This is a genomic window from Pedobacter aquatilis, from assembly GCF_032678405.1.
GTDB classification, from domain to species: domain Bacteria; phylum Bacteroidota; class Bacteroidia; order Sphingobacteriales; family Sphingobacteriaceae; genus Pedobacter; species Pedobacter aquatilis_A.
In genome coordinates, this window is the sequence record NZ_JAVTSJ010000002.1 from 305915 (window position 1) to 326488 (window position 20574).

The 20574-nt window shown below is 39.7% G+C and carries 18 protein-coding genes; 13 read left to right on the forward strand and 5 right to left on the reverse strand.

All coding sequences use genetic code 11. The annotated features are described in order from the left end of the window. Positions 1-77 precede the first annotated feature (77 nt). Positions 78-812: a hypothetical protein gene (locus R2R71_RS06750; protein WP_316830495.1), complete on the forward strand. Its 735-nt coding sequence runs from the start codon at positions 78-80 to the stop codon at positions 810-812. Positions 813-926: 114 nt separating this feature from the next. On the opposite strand, the gene R2R71_RS06755 is transcribed toward R2R71_RS06750, so the two are convergent. Continuing rightward, complete coding sequence (locus tag R2R71_RS06755; protein ID WP_316830496.1) at positions 927-2072, reverse strand: TlpA disulfide reductase family protein; 1146 nt, start codon at positions 2070-2072, stop codon at positions 927-929. A gap of 321 nt (positions 2073-2393) precedes the next feature. Here R2R71_RS06755 and R2R71_RS06760 point away from each other — a divergent pair, with 321 nt between their 5' ends. Continuing rightward, entirely contained in the window at positions 2394-2927 is a 534-nt protein-coding gene (locus R2R71_RS06760; RefSeq protein ID WP_316830497.1) for an OmpA family protein, read from the forward strand. 31 nt (positions 2928-2958) lie between these two features. Here R2R71_RS06760 and R2R71_RS06765 read toward each other — a convergent pair whose 3' ends face one another. Further along, entirely contained in the window at positions 2959-4059 is a 1101-nt protein-coding gene (locus R2R71_RS06765; RefSeq protein ID WP_316830498.1) for an AhpC/TSA family protein, read from the reverse strand. A 184-nt stretch (positions 4060-4243) separates the two neighbouring features. Between R2R71_RS06765 and R2R71_RS06770 the strand changes: the two genes are divergently transcribed. The 9 genes from R2R71_RS06770 to R2R71_RS06810 all read left to right on the forward strand — a co-directional run bounded on the left by R2R71_RS06770 (position 4244) and on the right by R2R71_RS06810 (position 13046). Next, positions 4244-5308 carry a sensor histidine kinase gene (locus tag R2R71_RS06770; protein WP_316830499.1) on the forward strand — a complete coding sequence of 355 codons (1065 nt, stop codon included), beginning with the start codon at positions 4244-4246 and terminating at the stop codon, positions 5306-5308. Continuing rightward, entirely contained in the window at positions 5305-5991 is a 687-nt protein-coding gene (locus R2R71_RS06775) for a LytTR family DNA-binding domain-containing protein (RefSeq protein WP_316830500.1), read from the forward strand. Before R2R71_RS06770 ends, R2R71_RS06775 begins: the two co-directional genes overlap by 4 nt. A gap of 168 nt (positions 5992-6159) precedes the next feature. Next, complete coding sequence (locus R2R71_RS06780; RefSeq protein ID WP_316830501.1) at positions 6160-6540, forward strand: transmembrane 220 family protein; 381 nt, start codon at positions 6160-6162, stop codon at positions 6538-6540. A gap of 18 nt (positions 6541-6558) precedes the next feature. Next, positions 6559-7386 carry an EboA domain-containing protein gene (locus R2R71_RS06785; RefSeq protein ID WP_316830502.1) on the forward strand — a complete coding sequence of 276 codons (828 nt, stop codon included), beginning with the start codon at positions 6559-6561 and terminating at the stop codon, positions 7384-7386. Between the two features lie 83 nt (positions 7387-7469). Then, positions 7470-8417, forward strand: coding sequence for a TatD family hydrolase (locus R2R71_RS06790; protein ID WP_316830503.1), 948 nt, complete (start codon positions 7470-7472; stop codon positions 8415-8417). Positions 8418-8422: 5 nt separating this feature from the next. After that, complete coding sequence (eboC, locus tag R2R71_RS06795; protein ID WP_316830504.1) at positions 8423-9307, forward strand: UbiA-like protein EboC; 885 nt, start codon at positions 8423-8425, stop codon at positions 9305-9307. 36 nt (positions 9308-9343) lie between these two features. After that, positions 9344-10510: a 3-dehydroquinate synthase gene (locus R2R71_RS06800; RefSeq protein WP_316830505.1), complete on the forward strand. Its 1167-nt coding sequence runs from the start codon at positions 9344-9346 to the stop codon at positions 10508-10510. A gap of 4 nt (positions 10511-10514) precedes the next feature. Continuing rightward, on the forward strand, positions 10515-11693 hold the full coding sequence (gene eboE, locus R2R71_RS06805) for a metabolite traffic protein EboE (RefSeq protein WP_316830506.1): 1179 nt from the start codon (positions 10515-10517) through the stop codon (positions 11691-11693). A gap of 3 nt (positions 11694-11696) precedes the next feature. After that, the gene (locus tag R2R71_RS06810) at positions 11697-13046 is read left to right on the forward strand and encodes an alkaline phosphatase family protein (protein ID WP_316830507.1); all 1350 of its coding nucleotides are present in this window, start codon (positions 11697-11699) and stop codon (positions 13044-13046) included. Between the two features lie 98 nt (positions 13047-13144). Here the strand turns inward: R2R71_RS06810 and R2R71_RS06815 are convergent, their stop codons facing one another. After that, the gene (locus R2R71_RS06815) at positions 13145-13570 is read right to left on the reverse strand and encodes a VOC family protein (protein WP_316830508.1); all 426 of its coding nucleotides are present in this window, start codon (positions 13568-13570) and stop codon (positions 13145-13147) included. Between the two features lie 177 nt (positions 13571-13747). Here R2R71_RS06815 and R2R71_RS06820 point away from each other — a divergent pair, with 177 nt between their 5' ends. Beyond that, positions 13748-17476: a DUF3857 domain-containing protein gene (locus tag R2R71_RS06820; RefSeq protein WP_316830509.1), complete on the forward strand. Its 3729-nt coding sequence runs from the start codon at positions 13748-13750 to the stop codon at positions 17474-17476. 44 nt (positions 17477-17520) lie between these two features. Here the strand turns inward: R2R71_RS06820 and R2R71_RS06825 are convergent, their stop codons facing one another. Then, the gene (locus tag R2R71_RS06825) at positions 17521-18387 is read right to left on the reverse strand and encodes an aldose 1-epimerase family protein (RefSeq protein ID WP_316830510.1); all 867 of its coding nucleotides are present in this window, start codon (positions 18385-18387) and stop codon (positions 17521-17523) included. Positions 18388-18508: 121 nt separating this feature from the next. Further along, positions 18509-19762: a peptidase T gene (gene pepT, locus R2R71_RS06830; protein WP_316830511.1), complete on the reverse strand. Its 1254-nt coding sequence runs from the start codon at positions 19760-19762 to the stop codon at positions 18509-18511. Positions 19763-19823: 61 nt separating this feature from the next. Between pepT and R2R71_RS06835 the strand changes: the two genes are divergently transcribed. Then, positions 19824-20555 carry a hypothetical protein gene (locus R2R71_RS06835; RefSeq protein WP_316830512.1) on the forward strand — a complete coding sequence of 244 codons (732 nt, stop codon included), beginning with the start codon at positions 19824-19826 and terminating at the stop codon, positions 20553-20555. Positions 20556-20574 lie beyond the last annotated feature (19 nt).

Consider the following 20574-nt stretch of genomic DNA (forward strand, 5'->3'; position numbering starts at 1 on the left):
TAAAGCATTCTCAAGCCTGTTCGGAAGTGATTTTCTGTTGCTGGCAGAACAGGTCCACCTTGTAAAATCATTAAATTATGAAAGCAATATTTTTTGGGCTATTTATAGCCTTAGTGCCATGCATTGCCCTTTCTCAAACGAAAATAACCAAGTCGTTCCCGGTAGCAAAGGGACAAACCGTTGAGCTTCGCTTCGATTACCCAAAGGTGATCCGTATCAGTACATGGGATAAAAATGAAGTTTCGGTGGAAGCAACGGTTAAGATTAACCAGGGCGAAAGCAATAATGCCTTCAGCCTGATCGGCTCATCGGCTGATGGAAAAGTTTCCATCAAAAACAAGCTCGAGTTTGATAGCATTCCGGAGGCTTACTTTGTGGTTGAAAATGGTATTAAGACACGCTTTACTACAAAGGCCGACATGGATAACTATCGCAAAAACAGAAATACGGAGGGCAGTATCTCCTATTACCAGCAAAAAGACATCGAGGTAACGCTTGATGTCAAGGTTCCGGCGAATGTAGAAACGGATCTGGCTTCTGTTTACGGTATGGTAGAGCTGAATAATTTTGAAGGTCCGATAAAAGTAGATGCAAAATATGGTGGTATTGATGCTACCTTAACAGAAAGCAAAATCGGGAAGTTAACGCTAACCAATCATTACGGAAAAATTTACAGCAACCTAAGCCTAAAACCTACTGAGCAAAAGGAACAGAATTTTTTTACATCCATAACAGCTATGCCCGGTAAAGGACCTGACTTCAGCATCAGTTCAAACTATGGTAATATTTACCTGCGTAGCTCGGTTAAATAATCAAGTCGCTGCGATGGCGAAGGCAATATTTTGATTATAGGAAAGTACCAGATATGCTGATTATGTAACCGTAGATGGGATTGGCAAAGGCCGATCCCATTTTTTTTATGATCATTATTTTCCTAATAATTTGTCTATCTCTTTAGTAAAACGTTCTTCTAATGATTCTGCGTAACCTTTCGATTTACTCACCACGATGCCGTTTTTGTCGATCAAATAAAAATTCGGTGTACCTGCAGTTTTAAATTCCTTGCCCAGCTTTCGGGAGGCAGTATATACAGGGAATTTTATGTTGTTAGCCTCAATGTATTTTTTAACCTGATCTGTCGTTTCATTGGTGTAAATATTTACAATGGCAAAATTATCAGTGGCATATTTGGTATAAATTCGATTAACCATCGGGTTGGCCAGCGGATTTGCCGGACAGTCTGTCGCTCCAAAAATAATCAAAAGCAGTTTCTTATTACCTATTTTAACATCCGGTATACCTCCTGACAGATCTTTTATAACAAGTGCCGGCGCTTTAGCTCCGATATCGAGCATTTGTGTATTTGGTTTCGTAAATCCTGTTGTTTCCAAAGGTAAAACTGCTACCTTTTGATTAATTTTTATATCGGAAAAGCTTTTTTCGTTAAAGAAAATTAAACGCCCTAGTGGAAGACCTTCTTTATAAGTCATCCCTGCGCCGGTTTCCTTTAAATAAGCCGGCAACATGGTTTTTTGTTCAATGAGGATTTGTTTATAGGTATAATCATGATTACCATTCAGCAAGGAATCATATAGTTTGATGAGGAAATTAAAACATCTTTTATTGCGAAATACCGTATCGGCCTTACGGATTATCTTTTGAGGATTTTTATTTAAATTATCAATCAGTAAGGTCGTAAATGCTGTAATGTCTGTGGTAACTTTTTCTTTAGGCTCTTCATCAGTGTAGGTGCTGTCGGGAAGGCTTAATCCGTATAGCCTTCCTGTTTTGTAAATACTTTGATAAACCGTTTGCCCATCATTGATATTGGTTTTTTCCCGTTTGTATTTTACCGTACCATCCTGATTAAACAAGATTGAAGCGGTGCTTTTACCTGTGGCGATATCATCCTTACTAAAAGGGTTTTTATCTGTAAACTGTACTTTATAGCTTATGCTTTTTAGTGTTTTGATTTTTGCTGCTGTTGCTTTAAAAATTTCGGCCGTTTGTTGTTGTGCATGTGCAGCGGTTAAGCAACATAATGATAAAATGAAGAGGGAATATTTTGTCATGTTTTCGGGTAGGGTTAATGATGATTAATTAAATCTACGAAGAATCCGTAACAAGAGCTAGCTTTTAACTTTCTTTAACGTTCGTTTCCCAGACAGACCTCGGCAAGCTCAATACAATATGGATTAAAGAAAAAGGGATGCTCAAAAAGTTGTTTTAGCACGTTTAAAGGGGCTTTCACCTGATTGCTTTTCCATTTCCCTGGGGGCATCATTTTAAAGCGATACAGGGCAAACTAAGGTGCCTGATTTTATATTCATATAAGTTCTTTAAAAAAAAGCCGTTATTATTGTAAAATCAGATTTAATTAAACCCCTAAAAAAATGAACTTCATTAAAAACTATTTATTTTCAGCGCTCATCGGATTATCGGTTATCACGATGTATTCATGTAAAGCAAAGAAAATGGTAGCCAAGCCAGATCCTGCACCAGTGGCTAAACCTACAGCACCTGTAGAAGAGAAAAAACCTGAACCAGCACCTCAAAAGGAAGCGGAACAGCCAGCTCCAGTAGAAAAACCTAATTTTAATCTGGATAATATTCAGTTTGAGTTTAACTCATCTGTATTAAAAACCGCATCGTTTTCTATTTTAGATAAAGCGGTAACGGAGATGAAAAAATCGCCTGAAACCAAGTTTGTATTGAACGGTTACTCATCAGCAGAAGGAACACCTGAGCATAACCTATCCCTATCTGTTGACAGGGCTAACTCAGTGAAATCTTATTTTGTAAATGCCGGACTTAAAGCATCGAACTTTACCATTGTTGGTCATGGAGAAAAAGATCCGGTAAGCAGCAATACAAGTGAAGAAGGCAGAATGCTTAACAGAAGAACTGAAATCAAGGTTCAGCAATAATTACCGAATCACAGACAAAAAAAGGAACTTATTAAAGTTCCTTTTTTTGTATCAGCAATGCTTCAAGTTTTTCTTTTAAGGCATCGCCCCTTAAGTTTTTTGCAATAATGGTACCCTGGGCATCTATCAGAAAATTGGTGGGATAGGCACTAATGCCATAAATAAGAGCGGCCTTGTTTTTATCGCCCCTTAAGTCGCTTACGTTTTCCCAGGGCAGTTTGTCGTCCTTAATGGCCTTTAACCAACTGGCTTTAACTTCATCGGCCGAAACGCCCAGCACCGTAAAACCTTTATCTTTAAATAAGTTATAGGTAGATACAAGTTTCGGGTTTTCTTCTCTGCAGGGGCCACACCACGATGCCCAAAACTCCAATAAAATATATTTCCCCTTGATATCGGATAGCTTAATGTTTTTGCCTTGTGTATTGGCTTGTTCAAAATCGGCAAATTTGCCACCTACTTTTATTTCTTTATTAAGGCTGATAAAATCATATATGGATTTCCCGTAAGCTGAATTTTTCAGCTCATTACTAAAATTACTATAAAGTTCAGCTGATTTTTCTTTTCCCCAGGTTGATGCATAAACGCTTAATGTGTAGGCGCTGATGATGGAATTAGGGTTGTTTTTAACATCGTTGATATCCAACAGCTTTTCCTCCTTCCGGGCTGATGCCAGCAGTTGCTGTAAAGTTTTCGCTTTTTCCTTATCTTTTTCCAGGGTTAAAAGGCTATTCAGGCTGTCTTGCTTTTTACGGATTGGTTCCTGGAGTTTTGCCCGTGCAGCCGCCAGTTCCTGTGTTTTTGAACCTGTAATAATGGCCTTTTTAAATTCACCGTTTTTCAGTTGCAGTTTTGTGTTTTGTTCTGCCCAGAAATAAACATAATTCTTATATCCTGGGGTATAAATAATCAGCTGACTTACCTGCTCATCCGTTATAGCAGAAAGACTGAATGAACCATTTATTACTTGTGCAGAATCCAAAATCTTTTCCGGTGATGATGAACGGAGGTATAACCATGTTCCGTCGTCGACACCCGTTGTTGTTCCGCTGACTTTATGGGTTTGTGCTTTCAATGAAAGGGATAGGAATAAAAGCATCAATAAGAGGCCTGTGTGGTGTAGCTTTTTCATGCGTTCGGGTTTAAATTTATACCTCAAAAGTATACTCCGTAAACGATTTGTTTTTTGAATTTAGATTAAGCACCCTATTAATTCGATAGAATGTGAAAAAGAGTATTTATCGAAAAAAGAGGCGTATTCATCGAAAATTATTCAAAGCCAAGGACAGATCGGTAAATAATTTTTACCTTGTTGCGTGCGCTTCAATACCCATTTTAAAATTCCGAAATACCTCGCTATAGAAATCATTTTCTTTTTGGTTTATTTCTATCTGGTTGGCTTACTTTCCAGCTTTGAATATAATTTCTGGGAAAAGCATTTTTTTGGTATTTCTGCTAAAGAACTGGAGTTTAGCCTGGTTTATGGTACGTTTAATGTAATCGCTTTTACCTTGTTCTATCTGGGCTTGCATTACTGCCTGCGTGAGAATAAACTGCTTTCCTTTGTGCTGTTAATTTTGGGTTTTTTGATTGCTTTCTTTTTCTTCAAAAAAGCAAGTTACCTGCTCATTTCACACCTGCATTTTCTATCGGAAGGCATACGAAAGGATGCTATAAAATGGTATCATTTAGAGCGGCTTGGTTTTACTTTCAATTATATTATTTTACAATTCTGCGGCGTAAGTTTCCTGGCTTATTTTATTCATTCATCTAAGCAGAAAGAGCAGCTAAAAACATTAAAAGAACAGCAGCTCCTATCAGAGTTAACTTATTTAAAGGCACAGCTGCACCCCCATTTCTTCTTTAACACCTTAAACAATATTTACAGCCTGGCGTTGCAAAAATCGGCCGATACGGCACCATTGGTGCATCGCTTATCAGAAATGATGCGTTATATTCTTTATAAGTCAGCATGCCAAATGGTCTCACTTGCAGAGGAAATTGCTTTTATCAGGAATTATGTTGAAGTTGAGCGCATCAGGTACCGTAGTGCAATAACAATTAATTTTGAAGAGCAGGGTATTGATCAGCAAAGTGAAATCAGCCCCTTACTTTTATTGCCTTTTATTGAAAATGCTTTTAAACATGGCGTTCAGGAAGAAGAAAGAGGAGGCTTTGTAACTATTTTAATCTGCAAGGCCGAAAATGAGTTAACCATGGAAGTGAGCAACAGCATAGCTGATAAAAAGCCTGAAACCGGTGGAATCGGGTTGTATAATGTGAAGAAAAGGCTCGAAATGTTATACCCGAACCGGTACAACCTGACTGAGGAAAATTCGGGAGCCATTTACCAGGTTTATTTAACCATAGAAATGAAATGATAAACTGCCTGATTGTTGATGATGAACCACTTGCGCAGGAAATTCTGGCGGCTTATATAAACGCTGATGAACGCCTGTGTCTGGTTGAACAGTGCAGCATGGCATCTGCGGCATTTGAGCAGCTTCAAAATAAACAGATCGATTTAATGTTCCTCGATGTGAAAATGCCGGGCATGGATGGAATTACTTTTCTCAGTGCATTAAAAGCACCCCCGGCTGTAATTTTTACAACAGCTTTTCTTGAATATGCAGCTTTAAGTTACGACCTTGAAGCTGTCGATTACCTGCTTAAGCCCATTACCAATGAACGTTTCCAAAAGAGCCTGGATAAATATTTTAAGCAGCAACCTATAAAAGTTCAGGAAGATAAAAGTTATACTTATTTTAAAGTTAATGGCAGGCTTTTAAAAGTGCCACATGCCGAAATCCTGTATGCACAATCTATTGGTGATTACATTATGCTATATACCCAAAACGGGAATCACATGGTGCACATGACCATGAAATACCTCTCTACTTTGTTACCTGCGCACAGCTTCATCAGGCTCCACCGTTCTTACCTGGTTAATGGAATGGCAGTAGCTGAAATCTCCAAAAACGGAATAAGAATCAACGACACCGAAATTCCCGTAGGCGAACGTTACCGCAATAGCCTCAGTCGTTTAAAGGAAATGCACAGCTGATGCTTTTCTTTAGTTTTTTTAATGGGGTCAAATCTGATATTTTTTTGTCACAAAGGCTAAACGCTATATATAATTTACAATCTTTAGTGTAATATAGCAATCGAATTAAATAACTTTGTTAAGCCAAAGAAAATCGATTTAGCTGCGGCTATTTATAATTATACCTAAATGATTTTAATAATACTTAATGTAATTTTCTGCATTTCCTTTATTGGTTTTGCATATGTTAACCTTAACGATAAGGATTCATGGTTATGGGTGCCAATTTACATGGCTGCGGCAATATGCTGTGGACTGGCGGCTGCAAGCTTGTTCTATCCTTATGTTTACCTGGCATTAATTACTTTCTACCTGATCTATGCAATTAAAATTTTCTTTGCAAAGGATGGTGTCCGCGATTGGATAACCAAATACAATAAACCCAGCCTGGTAGAAAGCATGCAGGCAACAAAACCTTACATAGAGCAAACCAGAGAGTTTTTCGGATTGCTTATTATTGCAGGGGCTTTGCTGATTAACTACCTGGTAGCAGCAGGCGTTTTTGCATAACCATAAAATGTTTTTCTCATGGCGATTAGTGATTTTGGAAATACGGACAACCTGCTCTTAAATATCATAAAAGACAATACGGATGATAATGCTTTCGCATGGCTCAAAACAGCCGGTGAAGCAACAGCAGTAAATAAGCTTGGGCAGGCTTTTGTTATGCTTCCGCGTAAAACAGGGAAAGCGGGCTTAAAGGTTTCAGCTGAACAGCAAAGTGCACTTGAAGCGGCTGGTTTTGGCTATATAAACAAATGGACTATCGACCAGCTGGCAAGGGTTTGGTTGCTTGGGAAACAAAGTTTCGAGGCGGCTGAACAAGCACATCCGGTTATCGAAAATTTATTTCTTTCGGCTGAGATGAATGAGGCTGTAGCCCTCTATTCAGCTTTACCCTTTCTCACTAAGCCCGAAAGCTGGGCAATGCGTTGTGCGGAAGGTATCAGGAGTAATATCGGCTCGGTACTCGAAGCCATTATGGAGAACAATCCTTATCCGGCGAAATACCTTGGTGAAGCGGCATGGAACCAGCTTGTTTTAAAAGCGTTTTTCACGGAGAAAGCCATCGATAAAATTGCCGGTATAGGTGAAAGGGCAAATAAGCCGCTTGCATTAACCCTTAGCGATTATGCACGTGAGCGTTATGCCGCTGGGCGGGAAGTAAATCCGCGGCTCTGGCGTTTTATGGCTCCATTTATTAACGATGAAATTTTCGAAGCCATAAAAATTGGCTTAACAAAACCCGATCAGGCAGCACAGGAGGCTATTGTCCTTGCCATTGCTAAGTCTGATTATCAACCCGCAAAAGTATATATCAGTCAAATTCCCGAACTTAGTCATTTAAGTAAATAGTGCTGTTCAGGATATCCCTGGCTACAAATTAAAAATAGCGTAAAATGTGTTGCAGTAATTCGATTGAAAGAGACAGAGCGACGATGGGTGAGCCCGAAGCGTTTGATATAAGTGCAGTAAAAGGAATGAAGTTTTTCGATCCGCATGTGCACATGACTTCCAGAACTACCGATGATTACCAGGCGATGGCCGATGCCGGTGTGGTAGCCCTGATTGAGCCTGCTTTCTGGCTTGGTCAGCCCCGTACAGGTTTAGATAGTTTCAGGGATTATTACAGTAGCCTTATTGGCTGGGAGCGTTTCCGTTCTTCGCAGTTTGGTATAAAACATTATTGTACCATTGGTTTAAATTCGCGTGAAGCGAACAATGAAGCCCTTGCCGAGCAGGTAATGGAAATCCTACCCTTATTTATTTACAAAGAAGGCGTTGTAGGTATCGGGGAAATTGGTTTCGACGACCAGACTGCCGCCGAAGAGAAATATTACCGCCAGCAACTGGAACTTGCCAAAGAAGCAGGTTTACCCGTACAGGTTCATACCCCGCACCGCGATAAGAAAAAAGGTACGCAACGCAGTATGGATATCGCGATTGAGCATGGATTAGATCCTTATCAGGTTATTATAGACCATAACAATGAAGAAACCGTTAAAGAAGTTTTAGACCGTGGTTTTTTTGCTGCTTTTACCATCTACCCTTTTACAAAAATGGGTAATGAAAGAATGGTTGAAGTGGTAAAGCAATATGGCTCGGAACGTATTATGGTAAATTCTGCGGCCGATTGGGGCATCAGCGACCCATTGGCAGTACCTAAAACTGCTGCTTTGATGAAGTTAAAAGGTATCAGCGATGCCGATATTGAACTGGTAACTTATCGCAATGCGATTAAGGCTTTTGCACAAAGCGGACAAATTGACGAGGCAGACTTTACTGCGCCTCAAAATATCGATCAGTCGGAGAAATTTGAAGGGAATACGATTTTACGTGGCGGGCAACAGCCTCGTACCGATAAATCGTCAATTATTATCAGTTAAATAAATTGGGAAAACTATTCGCTTATTTACGCATTATGCGGCCTGCAAATATCGTAACTTCTGTTGCTGATATTCTTGCAGGTATTGCCATTTCGGGCGTGTTGTTAAGCAGTACGGCCACGCCATGGCCCGCTATTGTTTGCCTTTGTCTTTCTACGGCCTGTTTGTATGGCGGAGGTATTGTTTTTAACGATGTTTTTGACGCCGAGCTCGATAAAATAGAAAGACCGGAGCGGGCTATACCAAGTGGAATCATCAGCTTAACAAATGCCACCATTTTAGGAAGCGCACTACTCATTTGCGGTATTGCCCTTGCTGCAATAACCAGCTTAGTTTCTGGTTTGCTGGCCCTGGGTGTGAGCTGTTTTGCCCTGCTTTATAACAAAAGCGGTAAGCACCATCCGTTTTTCGGTCCATTGAATATGGGCATTTGCCGGGGCTTAAATTTGCTTTTGGGCATAAGTATTCTGCCTGAAATGTTGCAGCACCACTATCTTTTAGCCGTAATTCCGGTAATTTATATCTTTTCGATTACCATGACCAGCCGTGGTGAAGTACATGGTGGAACTGCTAAAAACCTTTACATCGCGGCATTCCTATATGCGGTTGTAATTGGTGCAATAGCCTGCTTTGCATTTTTCAACGGTCGTTTGCTATGGTCGTTACTTTTTCTTTTACCTTTTACATGGATGATTTTTAAACCATTAACAAAAGCGATTAACGAACCAATTGGCAAAAACATTGGCGGCGCTGTTAAGGCTGGTGTAATTTCCTTAATTTTAATGGATGCGGCCTGGGCGGTAACGTTCGATGCACTAATCCTGGCATTTATCATTGCCGCACTTTTACCTTTATCTATGTGGCTTTCCAAATTATTTGCCGTCACCTGATTTATCTATCCCGTTTAAAAAGATTATCCAATTTATATGGAACATTTACAACAATCCTTTACCGTACAATATAACTTTAACGTTTTCTTTACCGCAGCACTTTTTTCGGCTGAGAACGATTTACTTGGAAACTTTCTTGCCGGTTTAAATCAATCGCAATCAGTAAAAAAGATTTTCTTTGTTGTGGATGAAGGCGTGGCAAATACACATCCGGACCTGACCACGCAAATTAAAAGCTATTTTAATGTTTTTAATGCCGTTGAACTTGTTCAGGACATCCTGGTTATCCCGGGAGGAGAAATTGTAAAGAATGAAACGAAATATTTCGATGCCGTTTTAACTGCCATGAATGAATATGGTATCGATCGCCATTCGTACATTGCCGCCATTGGTGGTGGTGCTTTACTGGATATGGTAGGCTATGCGGCAAATGTAGCGCACCGTGGCATCAAGCATATCCGTATACCTACAACGGTATTGTCGCAAAACGATTCGGGTGTAGGCGTAAAAAACGGCATTAACTATTTCAATAAAAAGAATTTTCTGGGAACCTTTTCCCCTCCCGTAGCCGTGTTTAATGATGAACAGTTTTTAAAAACATTATCAGACCGTGACTGGCGTTCGGGAATTGCAGAGGCGGTTAAAGTAGCCCTGATCAAAGACCGCGAGTTTTTTGAGTGGCTAGAAGCAAATGCCGAAGCCATGGCCAACCGTGATCAGGAGGCCATGAATTATCAAATCTGGAAATGTGCAAAATTACATATGGAGCATATCAGAAGCGGCGATCCGTTTGAAAGCGGCTCAGCCCGCCCGCTCGATTTTGGCCATTGGAGTGCACATAAACTCGAATACCTTACCAATTTTGAAATCAGGCATGGGGAAGCCGTGGCCATGGGGATTGCCCTTGACACCGTTTATTCAAGCTTATCAGGCAGATTAAGTGAAGCCGACTCGCAAAGGGTAATTAAGCTCATACAGGCACTTGGTTTTGAATTAACACATCCTTTATTGCAGGTAAGCGGCAACAGCAGTCCGATTTTGCAAGGACTTGAAGAATTCAGAGAACACCTTGGAGGCGCACTAACCATCACCTTATTAACAGGGCTTGGTAGCGGCGAGGAAGTGCATGAAATGGATGCTGAAATCTTAAAACAGGCTGCTGAAATTTTAAACCACCAGTCGAATCTTCAATCAGCAATTTAAGGGCATGAAAATCAATTCAGGACATTTAACTTTTTGTACCAATATATATGCCGGCGAAAGCTGGTCGGCACATTTTGCCGTTTTAAAAGATAGCTTTCCACAATTAAAGGCACAGCTGTCGCCCGATAAGCCAATGGGCATAGGTCTTCGTCTTTCTAATCTTGCCAGCACAGAATTAGCAGCCGGAAATCACCTGCAGGAGTTTAAAGCCTGGCTTGAGGCTGTTGATGCCTATGTTTTCACCATGAACGGCTTCCCTTACGGTGGTTTTCATCACACCAGGGTTAAAGATCAGGTGCATGCGCCAGACTGGACCAGCAATGAAAGGCTTGATTACACACTTCGTTTGTTTAATTTGCTTGCAGCCTTAGTTCCCGAAGGCATGGATGGTGGTATTTCTACCTCCCCACTGAGCTATAAGCCATGGTTTGCAACTGCCGGTGAACAAAAACAAGCTACAGCAGAAGCTACATTAAATATATTAAAGGTAGCAGAAGCACTTCAGGAAATAAAAGAGCGTACGGGAAAAAGCCTTCACCTTGATATTGAGCCAGAACCAGATGGTTTCCTGGAATCGGGACCAGAGTTTATCGACTGGTATGAAAATACATTACTTAAGGCAGGTTCGCATTTACCGGTTTCGGTTATAAAGGAACACATTACTTTGTGTTATGATGTATGCCATTTCGCGATTGGTTACGAGCCACATACGGCAATTATCAAGCAACTGGCAGAAAAGGAAATTCTAGTTGGAAAAATCCAGATCAGTGCGGCCTTAAAAGCGAAATTACCGGCAGATGAGCTTAAGCGTGAAGCCGTAATAAATGAACTTGCCCGTTTTGACGAACCCACCTACCTGCATCAGGTAATTGCACAGCAAAGCGATGGTAGCTTAATCCGCTATCCGGACCTTTCGGATGCGCTTGCCGACAGGAAAAACCCAGCTTCATCAGAATGGCGGGCACATTTCCATGTACCTATTTTTGTGGCAGATATGGGGCTTATACAATCAACCCAGGCCGATATTAAGGAGGTTTTGGAATATTACCTGAGCAACCCTTTTACCAATCACCTTGAAGTTGAAACTTATACCTGGGGGGTGCTTCCAGAGGCTTTAAAAGCACCATTAAACGACTCTATTGCAAGAGAACTGCAATGGGTAAAAAACACTTTAGGAGCTTAAGTTATGCATAAAACAGTTGTTATAGATATTGTAGGTTTATCGAAATCAGTTATTGGGGCACACACACCATTTCTTCAGAAATATATTGCCGATAAAAACATTAGCAACATCGAACCTTTGTTACCAGCCGTAACCACCAGCGTTCAATCGAGCTACCTTACGGGTAAATATCCTTCAGAAAACGGCATTGTTGGCAATGGCTGGTACGACCACACAGACAGCGAAATCAAATTCTGGAAGCAATCGAACAAGCTTGTGGATGCAGCGAAAATATGGGACAAGGCAAAGGAGGCTGATCCTTCTTTTACCTGCTCCAATATGTTCTGGTGGTACAACATGTACTCAAATGCCGATTTTTCGGTAACACCCAGGCCTAATTACCTGGCTGATGGCCGAAAGTTGCCTGATTGCTATTCGCAGCCAGCTGAATTACGTGATCATTTACAACAGAAATTAGGGCAATTTCCCTTGTTTCAGTTCTGGGGACCAGGCGCAAATATAAAATCGACCAGGTGGATAGCAGATGCAGCAATGGAAACCGAAGAACTTCATCGGCCAACACTTACACTGATTTACCTGCCACATCTGGATTATTGTTTGCAGAAGTTTGGACCCGATCTTGAGAAAATAAGCCCTGAACTAAAAGAGATTGATCAGGTTGTAGAGGAGCTTGTTCGTTTTTACGAAAAGAAGGGTGCTAAAATTATTCTCCTTTCCGAATATGGAATTGAGCCGGTAAGTAAACCTATTCACCTGAACCGCATTTTCAGGGAAAAAGGTTTAATTGGGATCAGGGAAGAACGCGGGTTAGAACTGCTCGATCCCGGCGCTTCAAAAGCATTCGCTGTTGCCGATCATCAGGTTGCACACATCTATATTAACGATAAGAGCGTAACTGCAGAGGTTAAAGCAATACTTAAAAGTACACCTGGAATAGATTTGGTTTTAGACAAAAAGGAACAGGAAGCATACCATATTAACCATGAGCGTTCGGGCGATTTTGTGGTGAGTGCAAAAGAGAACAGCTGGTTTACCTATTATTTCTGGCTGGATGATGCGAAGGCGCCTGACTATGCCCGATGTGTGGATATCCACAAAAAACCAGGTTACGACCCTGTTGAAATGTTTATGAGTTCGAAGCTCAGGGCAGGTTATAAATTGCTTCGTAAGAAAGCGGGTTTCAGGTATGTTATGGACGTTATTCCGCTTGATGCAACGCTGGTGAAAGGCTCACACGGGCGTGTAGGGGTTTCTGACAGTTATAAACCGGTGTTAATTACCGATTCGAAAATTACGGAAACCTTAGCGGCACCAGATGTTTATAAAGTGATCTGGGATACACTGACAAAGTAAAACCGGCACATTTAATGCCATGTTTTCAGCCTTATAAAGCATAAAGAAAGGCTTATCAAACCAGTACAATCCGGTATGATAAGCCTTTTTAGTTAAACTTATTTATAGGTGCCGAAATTTACCATCCAGCAGATCCCGTATTTATCTTTAAAGCTGCCAAAATAATCGCCCCAGAACTGATCTTCAAGTGGCATTTCTATTTCGCCTCCGGCTGATAAGCCATTGAACAATCTTTCTGCCTCTTCACGGCTTTCAGGACTGATGCTGACATACATATTGTTTCCTTTGTTAAGCACATGGCCTGCAGAAGGAACACAATCAGATGCCATCAATATTAAATTTTCGTTGATAGGCAGTGCAACATGCATTACAAGGTTTTTCTCTGCCTCGGGCAACTGCTCAGCACCGGGTGCATCGCTCATCTTCATCAAGGTGATAAATTCGCCGCCAAATACCGACTTATAGAAATTAAATGCTTCTTCGGCCTGGCCGTTGAAGTTTAAATAAGGGTGCATCTTAATCATTGTTTTGCTTTTTTGTTAAACGAAGTTATGCTGTTCCTCCATAATTGTAAGGGGGTATTTGCGACAAATAAAGGGAATATGGAGACTTTAATTTTGGTGTAAAACACTGGTGTTCAAATCCCCGAAATAATGTTGTGCGGTGTAGTGAATTCAAAAAAAATATTATATCATTGGATTATGAAAAAATATTCTACATTAACGTTTCTTATATTACTCTCACTAAGCTTAAAGGCACAAATTTCGCCTAATGCGGCATGGGAAAACTTCTTTAAAAACGACCGTAAAACAGCGAGAACGCAGTTTACGGAATTATCGGCCAAAGCGGCAACGGCACAGGAAGCAAACCTGGCTTTAAGCATCATGTCGCAGTTCGACCAGCCATCAGAAAAGGGTTTTGATTATTTTACCCGTTTCTACAATGCTGCTGCAAACCCTGAACCATATTTATTGGCCATGTGGCGAAGCTATGCTTTAACCGGTACCGATGGTAATGACAATAAAAAGCACCTGGAGTTTTACAACAGCCTGTTAAAGAAAAAGTTCGACGGGACTATGTACGGCATGGCGAATTCGATGATTGGTGAATATTATGAAAGCAAGAAAAACTATGCCCTTGCTGATAAAGCTTATGCGCAAATTGGTAGCCTTGATAACTGGCTGATTACTTCAGAATTTGAAAACATCTCCACAAGTGGTTTCGATAAAACATACGATGTTTTGGATAAGCCAGAAGCAGATGCGCAGTTTACTGGTAAAAAAGGTTTGAAATTTGGCTGGCGCACGGTACCTTATACCAAACATAATAAATGGTTCGATTTTACCTATTATAACAATTACAGCAATGCCATAATTTTTGCGCAAAATTTTGTTAAGTCGCCGGCTGATATTAACGGACAGTTACGCATTGGTGTTTCGGGTTCGGTAAAGGTTTGGGTAAACGACAAGCTGGTAATTTCTGAAGCTGATGAGCGTAATAATGATCTGGACTCTTACATCAGCACGATTAAATTAAATGCAGGTTACAACCGTATTTTAATTCAGATTGGCGAGAGCTATGCAGGTCGTTCTAATTTTCTGGTTCGATTAACTGATGAAAACGGAAAGAATTTAGAGGGGATTACTTCGACTGCAATGCCACAAGCCTACATAAAAGAAACAACTTTTAAGCCTGCATTCGTTAAATTGCCGGCGATCACATTTTTCGAAAATGAAATTGCCAAACAACCGGATGGTTATCTAAATAAAATATTGCTGGCCAAGTTATATTTAAGAAATGATAATGCTTTTGAAGCGAGAAAGATTTTAGAACAATTGCAGGAGAAGTTTCCTGAAAGTACCTTCATTAATACTTTGTATATCGAACTATTTGAAAAGGAGGAAAACAGAACGGGTGTGGAAACCTTACAGGAAACCATAAAAACGGCAGATCCTGAATCGCCTTTTGCAATGAGTCTGGTTTACAACGATTATATCTCCCGTGATGATTATAACAATGCCGAATTGATTATTAAAAAGCTTGAGGAAATTTATGGTGAAAGCGAAAATGTTATTGCTAAAAAAATCCAGATTGCAGGCAAGCGCAACAATCAGGAAGAAATTATAAAACTGGTTGAAAGGGCTTATAGCTTATATCCGAACTCAAGTTCTATGGTTTGGCTTAAATACCTTTGCGAAAAGGAAATCAGGAAAAACTCAAACGCTTATACCTTCCTTAAAAAGTTTGTTGATGAGCATGATAATTATGACGTTTCGAAATATCTGGCAAAAGCCTATTTCGATAAAGGCGATGTTAATGCCGGATTAAATGTTTATCAAAAGGAAATAGAAAACGATCCAATAGGCGTTGGTATTTATATGGATCTTGCAGCACAGTATTACAATATGCAACAATATGATAAGGCCGAAAAGCTTTATCTGAAATGCCTTGAAATTGCACCAAATACCAGTAATTATTACGAATCGCTGGGAAGGATTCACGAGATGGCTAAGCAAAAAGAAAAGGCCGTTACCGCTTATCAGAAAAGTTTAAAGTTAAGTCCGAACAATTACGACGCAATTCAGTCATTAAGAAAACTGGAAGATAAAAAAGATGTGTTTGATTATTTCGAACAGCCAGATGTAAAGGTCCTTGTTGCAAAGGCGCCCAAGCTTGCCGATTTTCCTGATGATCACTTTGTGATCCTGGATGAAGAAGTGCAGAAGGTAGCTTATGAAAACGGTGGCTCGGAAGAAAAACATTTTTATATCGCCAAGATTTTAACACAAAAAGGACTTGAAGCATTAAAGGAATACAACATCCCCTATTATAATTCGCAAAATCTGAATGTAGAGGTGGCTGAAGTAATTAAAGCCAATGGAAGCAAGGTGCCTGCCGAGCAAAACAGCAGTCAGATTATTTTTACTAATCTGGAAGTTGGCGATATTATTAACCTTCGGTACAAAACACAGAATTACAATGAAGGTAGCCTGGCAACGCATTTCTGGGATTCATTTTATTTTACCCATGGATCGAGTTATTTAAATACCAAGTTTTCATTGTTAATCCATCGCGATAAACAATTTAAATATCGTTTCTCGCTTAAGGAAATTGCACCTGTTAAAACGCAAAAAGATGAATTTGATTTATATGTATGGAAAGCAGAGAACCAAAAGGCTTTAATTTATGAAGATAAAATGCCGCCAATGGATGATGTTACCAACATTATTTATGTTTCTTCAATACCTGACTGGAAGTTTGTGGCTAACTGGTACAATAATATTGCAACAGCAAAAGCCAGGAGCAGCTATGAAATAAAAACGGTTATTAATGATTTGTTTAAAGGAAAAAACAATCTTGATGCATTGAGCAAAATCAAGTTGATTTACAAATACATTACACAGAACATTTCTTACAGTTCGGTATCTTTCAGACAAAGTGGTATTGTACCACAAAACCCGGCAACAGTAATTAATACCAGGATTGGCGACTGTAAAGATGTTTCTACGCTGTTTGTTACCATGTGTAAGGAAGCAGGCATCAGCGCAGAACTTGCTTTGGTAAAAACCCGTGATAACGGCCAGAATACCATGCTCCTGCCAACAATAGATTTTAACCATTGTATCGCTAAAGCAATGATTGACGGTAAGAGCTATTATGTAGAGTTAACTTCGGGAACTTTGCCTTTCGGGACATTCTATAACGGTTCTTTAAATGAGCAAATTCTTGAGATTAACAATAATACAACAGATTTAGCCCGCTTAAATCCGGGGCAGAGAACTAAAAATACATTGAGTTATTCGACCACGGTTACCTTAAAAGGTGCGGATATGCAAATTAAGGAGGTTAATTATGCTACAGGTTCAGTAGCAAGTTCTACCAGGGATATGTTTGATAACCTTTCAAATAAAGACCAGATTAAAAAACTGAAAGAAAGTTTGGCCACAACATTTCCGGAGAATGACGTTTACAAAATAGAATTTACCAATTTAAGTCCGCTTACCGCAACATCAGACACCTTAAAGGCTTATACCGAATATGCACTCATGAAAACCTGTAAACCTGTTGCCGGAATGAGCATTTTTTCTTTGCCATGGTCAATGTCGGCTACAGCCAACCAGCTACAGGTTTTACAGCCAAGAAGTTTCGGCATAGATCTTACACAAATGTTTCTGGCTGAGCATTGCAGTGAAGAGATTACCATGCAGTTACCTGAAGGGAAAAAACTTGTAGAAGCGTTGAAGCCGCTTAATATTTCGAATGAATATGTCGATTTCTCATTGAGCAGTAAAATAGTAGGGAACAAAGTTGTATTTAACCGAAAGATGGTCTTGAAAAAGGATTATGTTCCTGCAGAAAAGGCCGAGGCTTTTAAAACAGCCTTTATACAGGTTGTAGATGCCGACCAGCAACAACTGGCCATAAAATAAGTTAAAAAAATAAAGCCCTTAAATTTTTTAAGGGCTTTATTTTTTTAAAAACATTCTACTTCCCAGCAGCGGTTCCATTTTTTTCCGGCATCAAGCTTAATAATACCTTCTTTATGCTGAAGCTTTTGGTTATGGTTTACACCATCGGCAACACCACACCATGGTTCCAGGCAAACGAAGGGTGCATCTTTTGCCGCCCAGATACCAAAGAAAGGGAAATCGTCAAAATGGAAATGTAAGCCGTAATCATTCCTTGTATTTAGCAGGCTGATGCAATTGCTCTGCAGGTTTTTAAAAACAAGGGCATCGTTATAAAAAAGATTATGTTTTAAGCTTAATTTATGGCTACTAAGCTCAATCGTTTCAGTTTCATTGGCCACCAAACCGTCGTCAAGTTTCCAGAAGGTTAAGCGGTCATCATCATTAAAGGCGAGGTAATAATCTTCGTAAGTTGTATCAGGTGTATTTGGGACGGCAAAAGCCGGATGAGCACCAAGCGAAAAAAACATCTTCCTGGCGCCTGTATTGATAACTGTGTAAGTAAGACTTAATTTCCTTTCGATAAGCCTGTAGTTCAGTTTTAGCTCAAAAGGAAAGGGATAAACTTCAAGCGTTTCACTGGTATTCTTTAAAGTAAATACAGCCTCAGTTTCACTTATTTTCTCAACGGTAAATTCATGGTCTCTTGCAAAGCCATGACGAGACAAATGATAGGTTTTGTCCTTATATTCGTAGCTATCATCTTTTAAAGAACCCACAATGGGGAACAGAACCGGGCTGTGTTTCGCCCAGAAATTTGCATCGCCACTCCACAAATATTCTATCTGGGTTTCTTTACTAAACAGGGATTGCAGTTCGGCACCTTTTGCCGCAATATCAACTTTTAAAAAGTCGTTTTCGAGTATTGTCATTACCATTAAAAGTAACAAATTTGATAATAATTTAGTTGCTTTTAAAAAAAATAAACGGCTAATTTCTGTTACTTATATAAGATAAATAAAAACTGTGAAAAAGGTGCCGTACTACCGGCTGTTAACTGCGTTCTTCCCAAATACAGGCAATGTTGATAATGGTTTGTATAGCTTTTTCCATATCCTGTACACTTACCCATTCCTGCTTGCTGTGAAAAGCATGCTCACCAGCAAAAATATTCGGACATGGTAAGCCCATAAATGACAACCTTGAGCCATCAGTTCCGCCTCTGATACTTTGTTTTTTTGCTTTAACACCTGCTCTTTCTATGGCTTCAATGCCGATTTCAACAATTTCAGGATAATTATCCAGCACTTGTTTCATGTTTCTGTATTGCGCCTTTACTGCAAGTGTAAAGGTAGAACCCGGATAATTCTTAAGGACATCCTCAGCAGTTTTCCTCAGTAAGGCTGCGTGTTGCTCCAGTTTTTCATCAGTAAAATCGCGGATAATAAATTGTGCTTCGGCCTGCTCAACCAGACCTTTAACTGATACGGGATGTATAAAGCCTTCTTTGCCTGAAGTTGTTTCGGGGGTTAGCGTGTTTTTAGGTAGTGCAGTTAAGATTTCGGCTAAAATTTTTATAGCGCTTTCCATTTTATCCTTTGCGAAACCCGGATGCGTGCTCACGCCATTAACGGTTAAAGTAGCACCATCAGCTGAAAAGGTTTCGTCTTCTATCGAACCTAAAGTTTCACCGTCAACGGTGTAGGCAAAGTCGGCAGCAAGCTTATTTAAGTTTACCTTATCTACGCCGCGTCCGATTTCCTCATCAGGTGTAAAAAGAATTTTTATAGTGCCGTGTTTTATCGATGTATTGTTCATCAGGAAACTTACTGCTTCCATAATTTCGGTAACACCAGCTTTATTATCGGCACCCAGCAAAGTTGTACCACTCGCCGTGATAATGTCATTTCCAATCTGGTGTTGTAAATCCTTGTGCTCAGCGAGTTTTATGATAATGGAGTTGTCGTCAGGTAAAACCAAATCAGCTCCCTGGTAATTGTGATGTACAATAGGCTTAACATTTTCGCCACTGCAATCAGGTGAAGTATCCATGTGCGAACAAAAACAAATCACGGGAACCGTTTTATCGCTTGTTGCGGGCAAAGTAGCGTAGACATAACCATTCTTGTCCATGTGTGCATCAGCCAGACCGATACCAAGCAATTCTTCTACGAGCAGGGAGCCAAGGTTTTTTTGCTTTTCCGTTGAAGGGCAAGTTGGCGATTCCGGGTCAGATTGCGTATCGATTCTGGCATACCTGATAAATCTGTTTGTTAAACTTTTATTAAAGTTTTGATATATACTCATAATTCCAAAGGTAAAAGTTATGGATATTGAATAAACATATTATTTTTGTAAAAAAAGCAATATGAATTTTAACCCGCTGAGACTTACATCCCTTACCTTATTATTGTTGTGCTTTGCCCTTTTTTCCAATGCTCAGTCTAACTATTTTAAATGGTCTTATGGTTTGGGTGCAGGCCCGAATTTTTCGAAAACAGATGTTGTTAAAGGTAACTGGGGTTATACCATCTATGGTAATATTGATCATCATTTAAATCCTTTTATTACTTTAGGTTTAGAAGCGCAATATGGCATGGTTCAGGGAGGAGATATTGTTAATGACCCCCACAACAGGCAGTTTGTAAATAAATATACTGGTGTTAACGCAAATTTAAAGGTTGGCTTAGGTGAATTTATTAATTACAACAAAACCAACTTTTTGTATAATATTAAAGGTTTATATGCCGGAATCGGTTTGGGTGCTGTAAAGAATAACATCACTGATATTGTTCGTTACAAACCAAGCTGGGCAGCTTACGACCCTGGTTATGGTCCATTCCCAGGTGAAGATAAAAGCGTAAACTTATGGGTGCCTATAAACCTGGGTATTAATTTTTATTTTAACGATGGTTGGGGTTATGTTCGCTATGTACTAAATTTTAACGCACAAAGCAATTTTACTTTTGGCGAAGGTTTGGATGGCTATAATGATCCATCGACACGATTTAAAAATTACGATCCGGATACCTATAACGTATATAGTGTAGGTTTCAAATACTATTTTGGTACGATTAAGGTTTATCGTAAAACACTTTAATTATTTCTTATAACTGTTT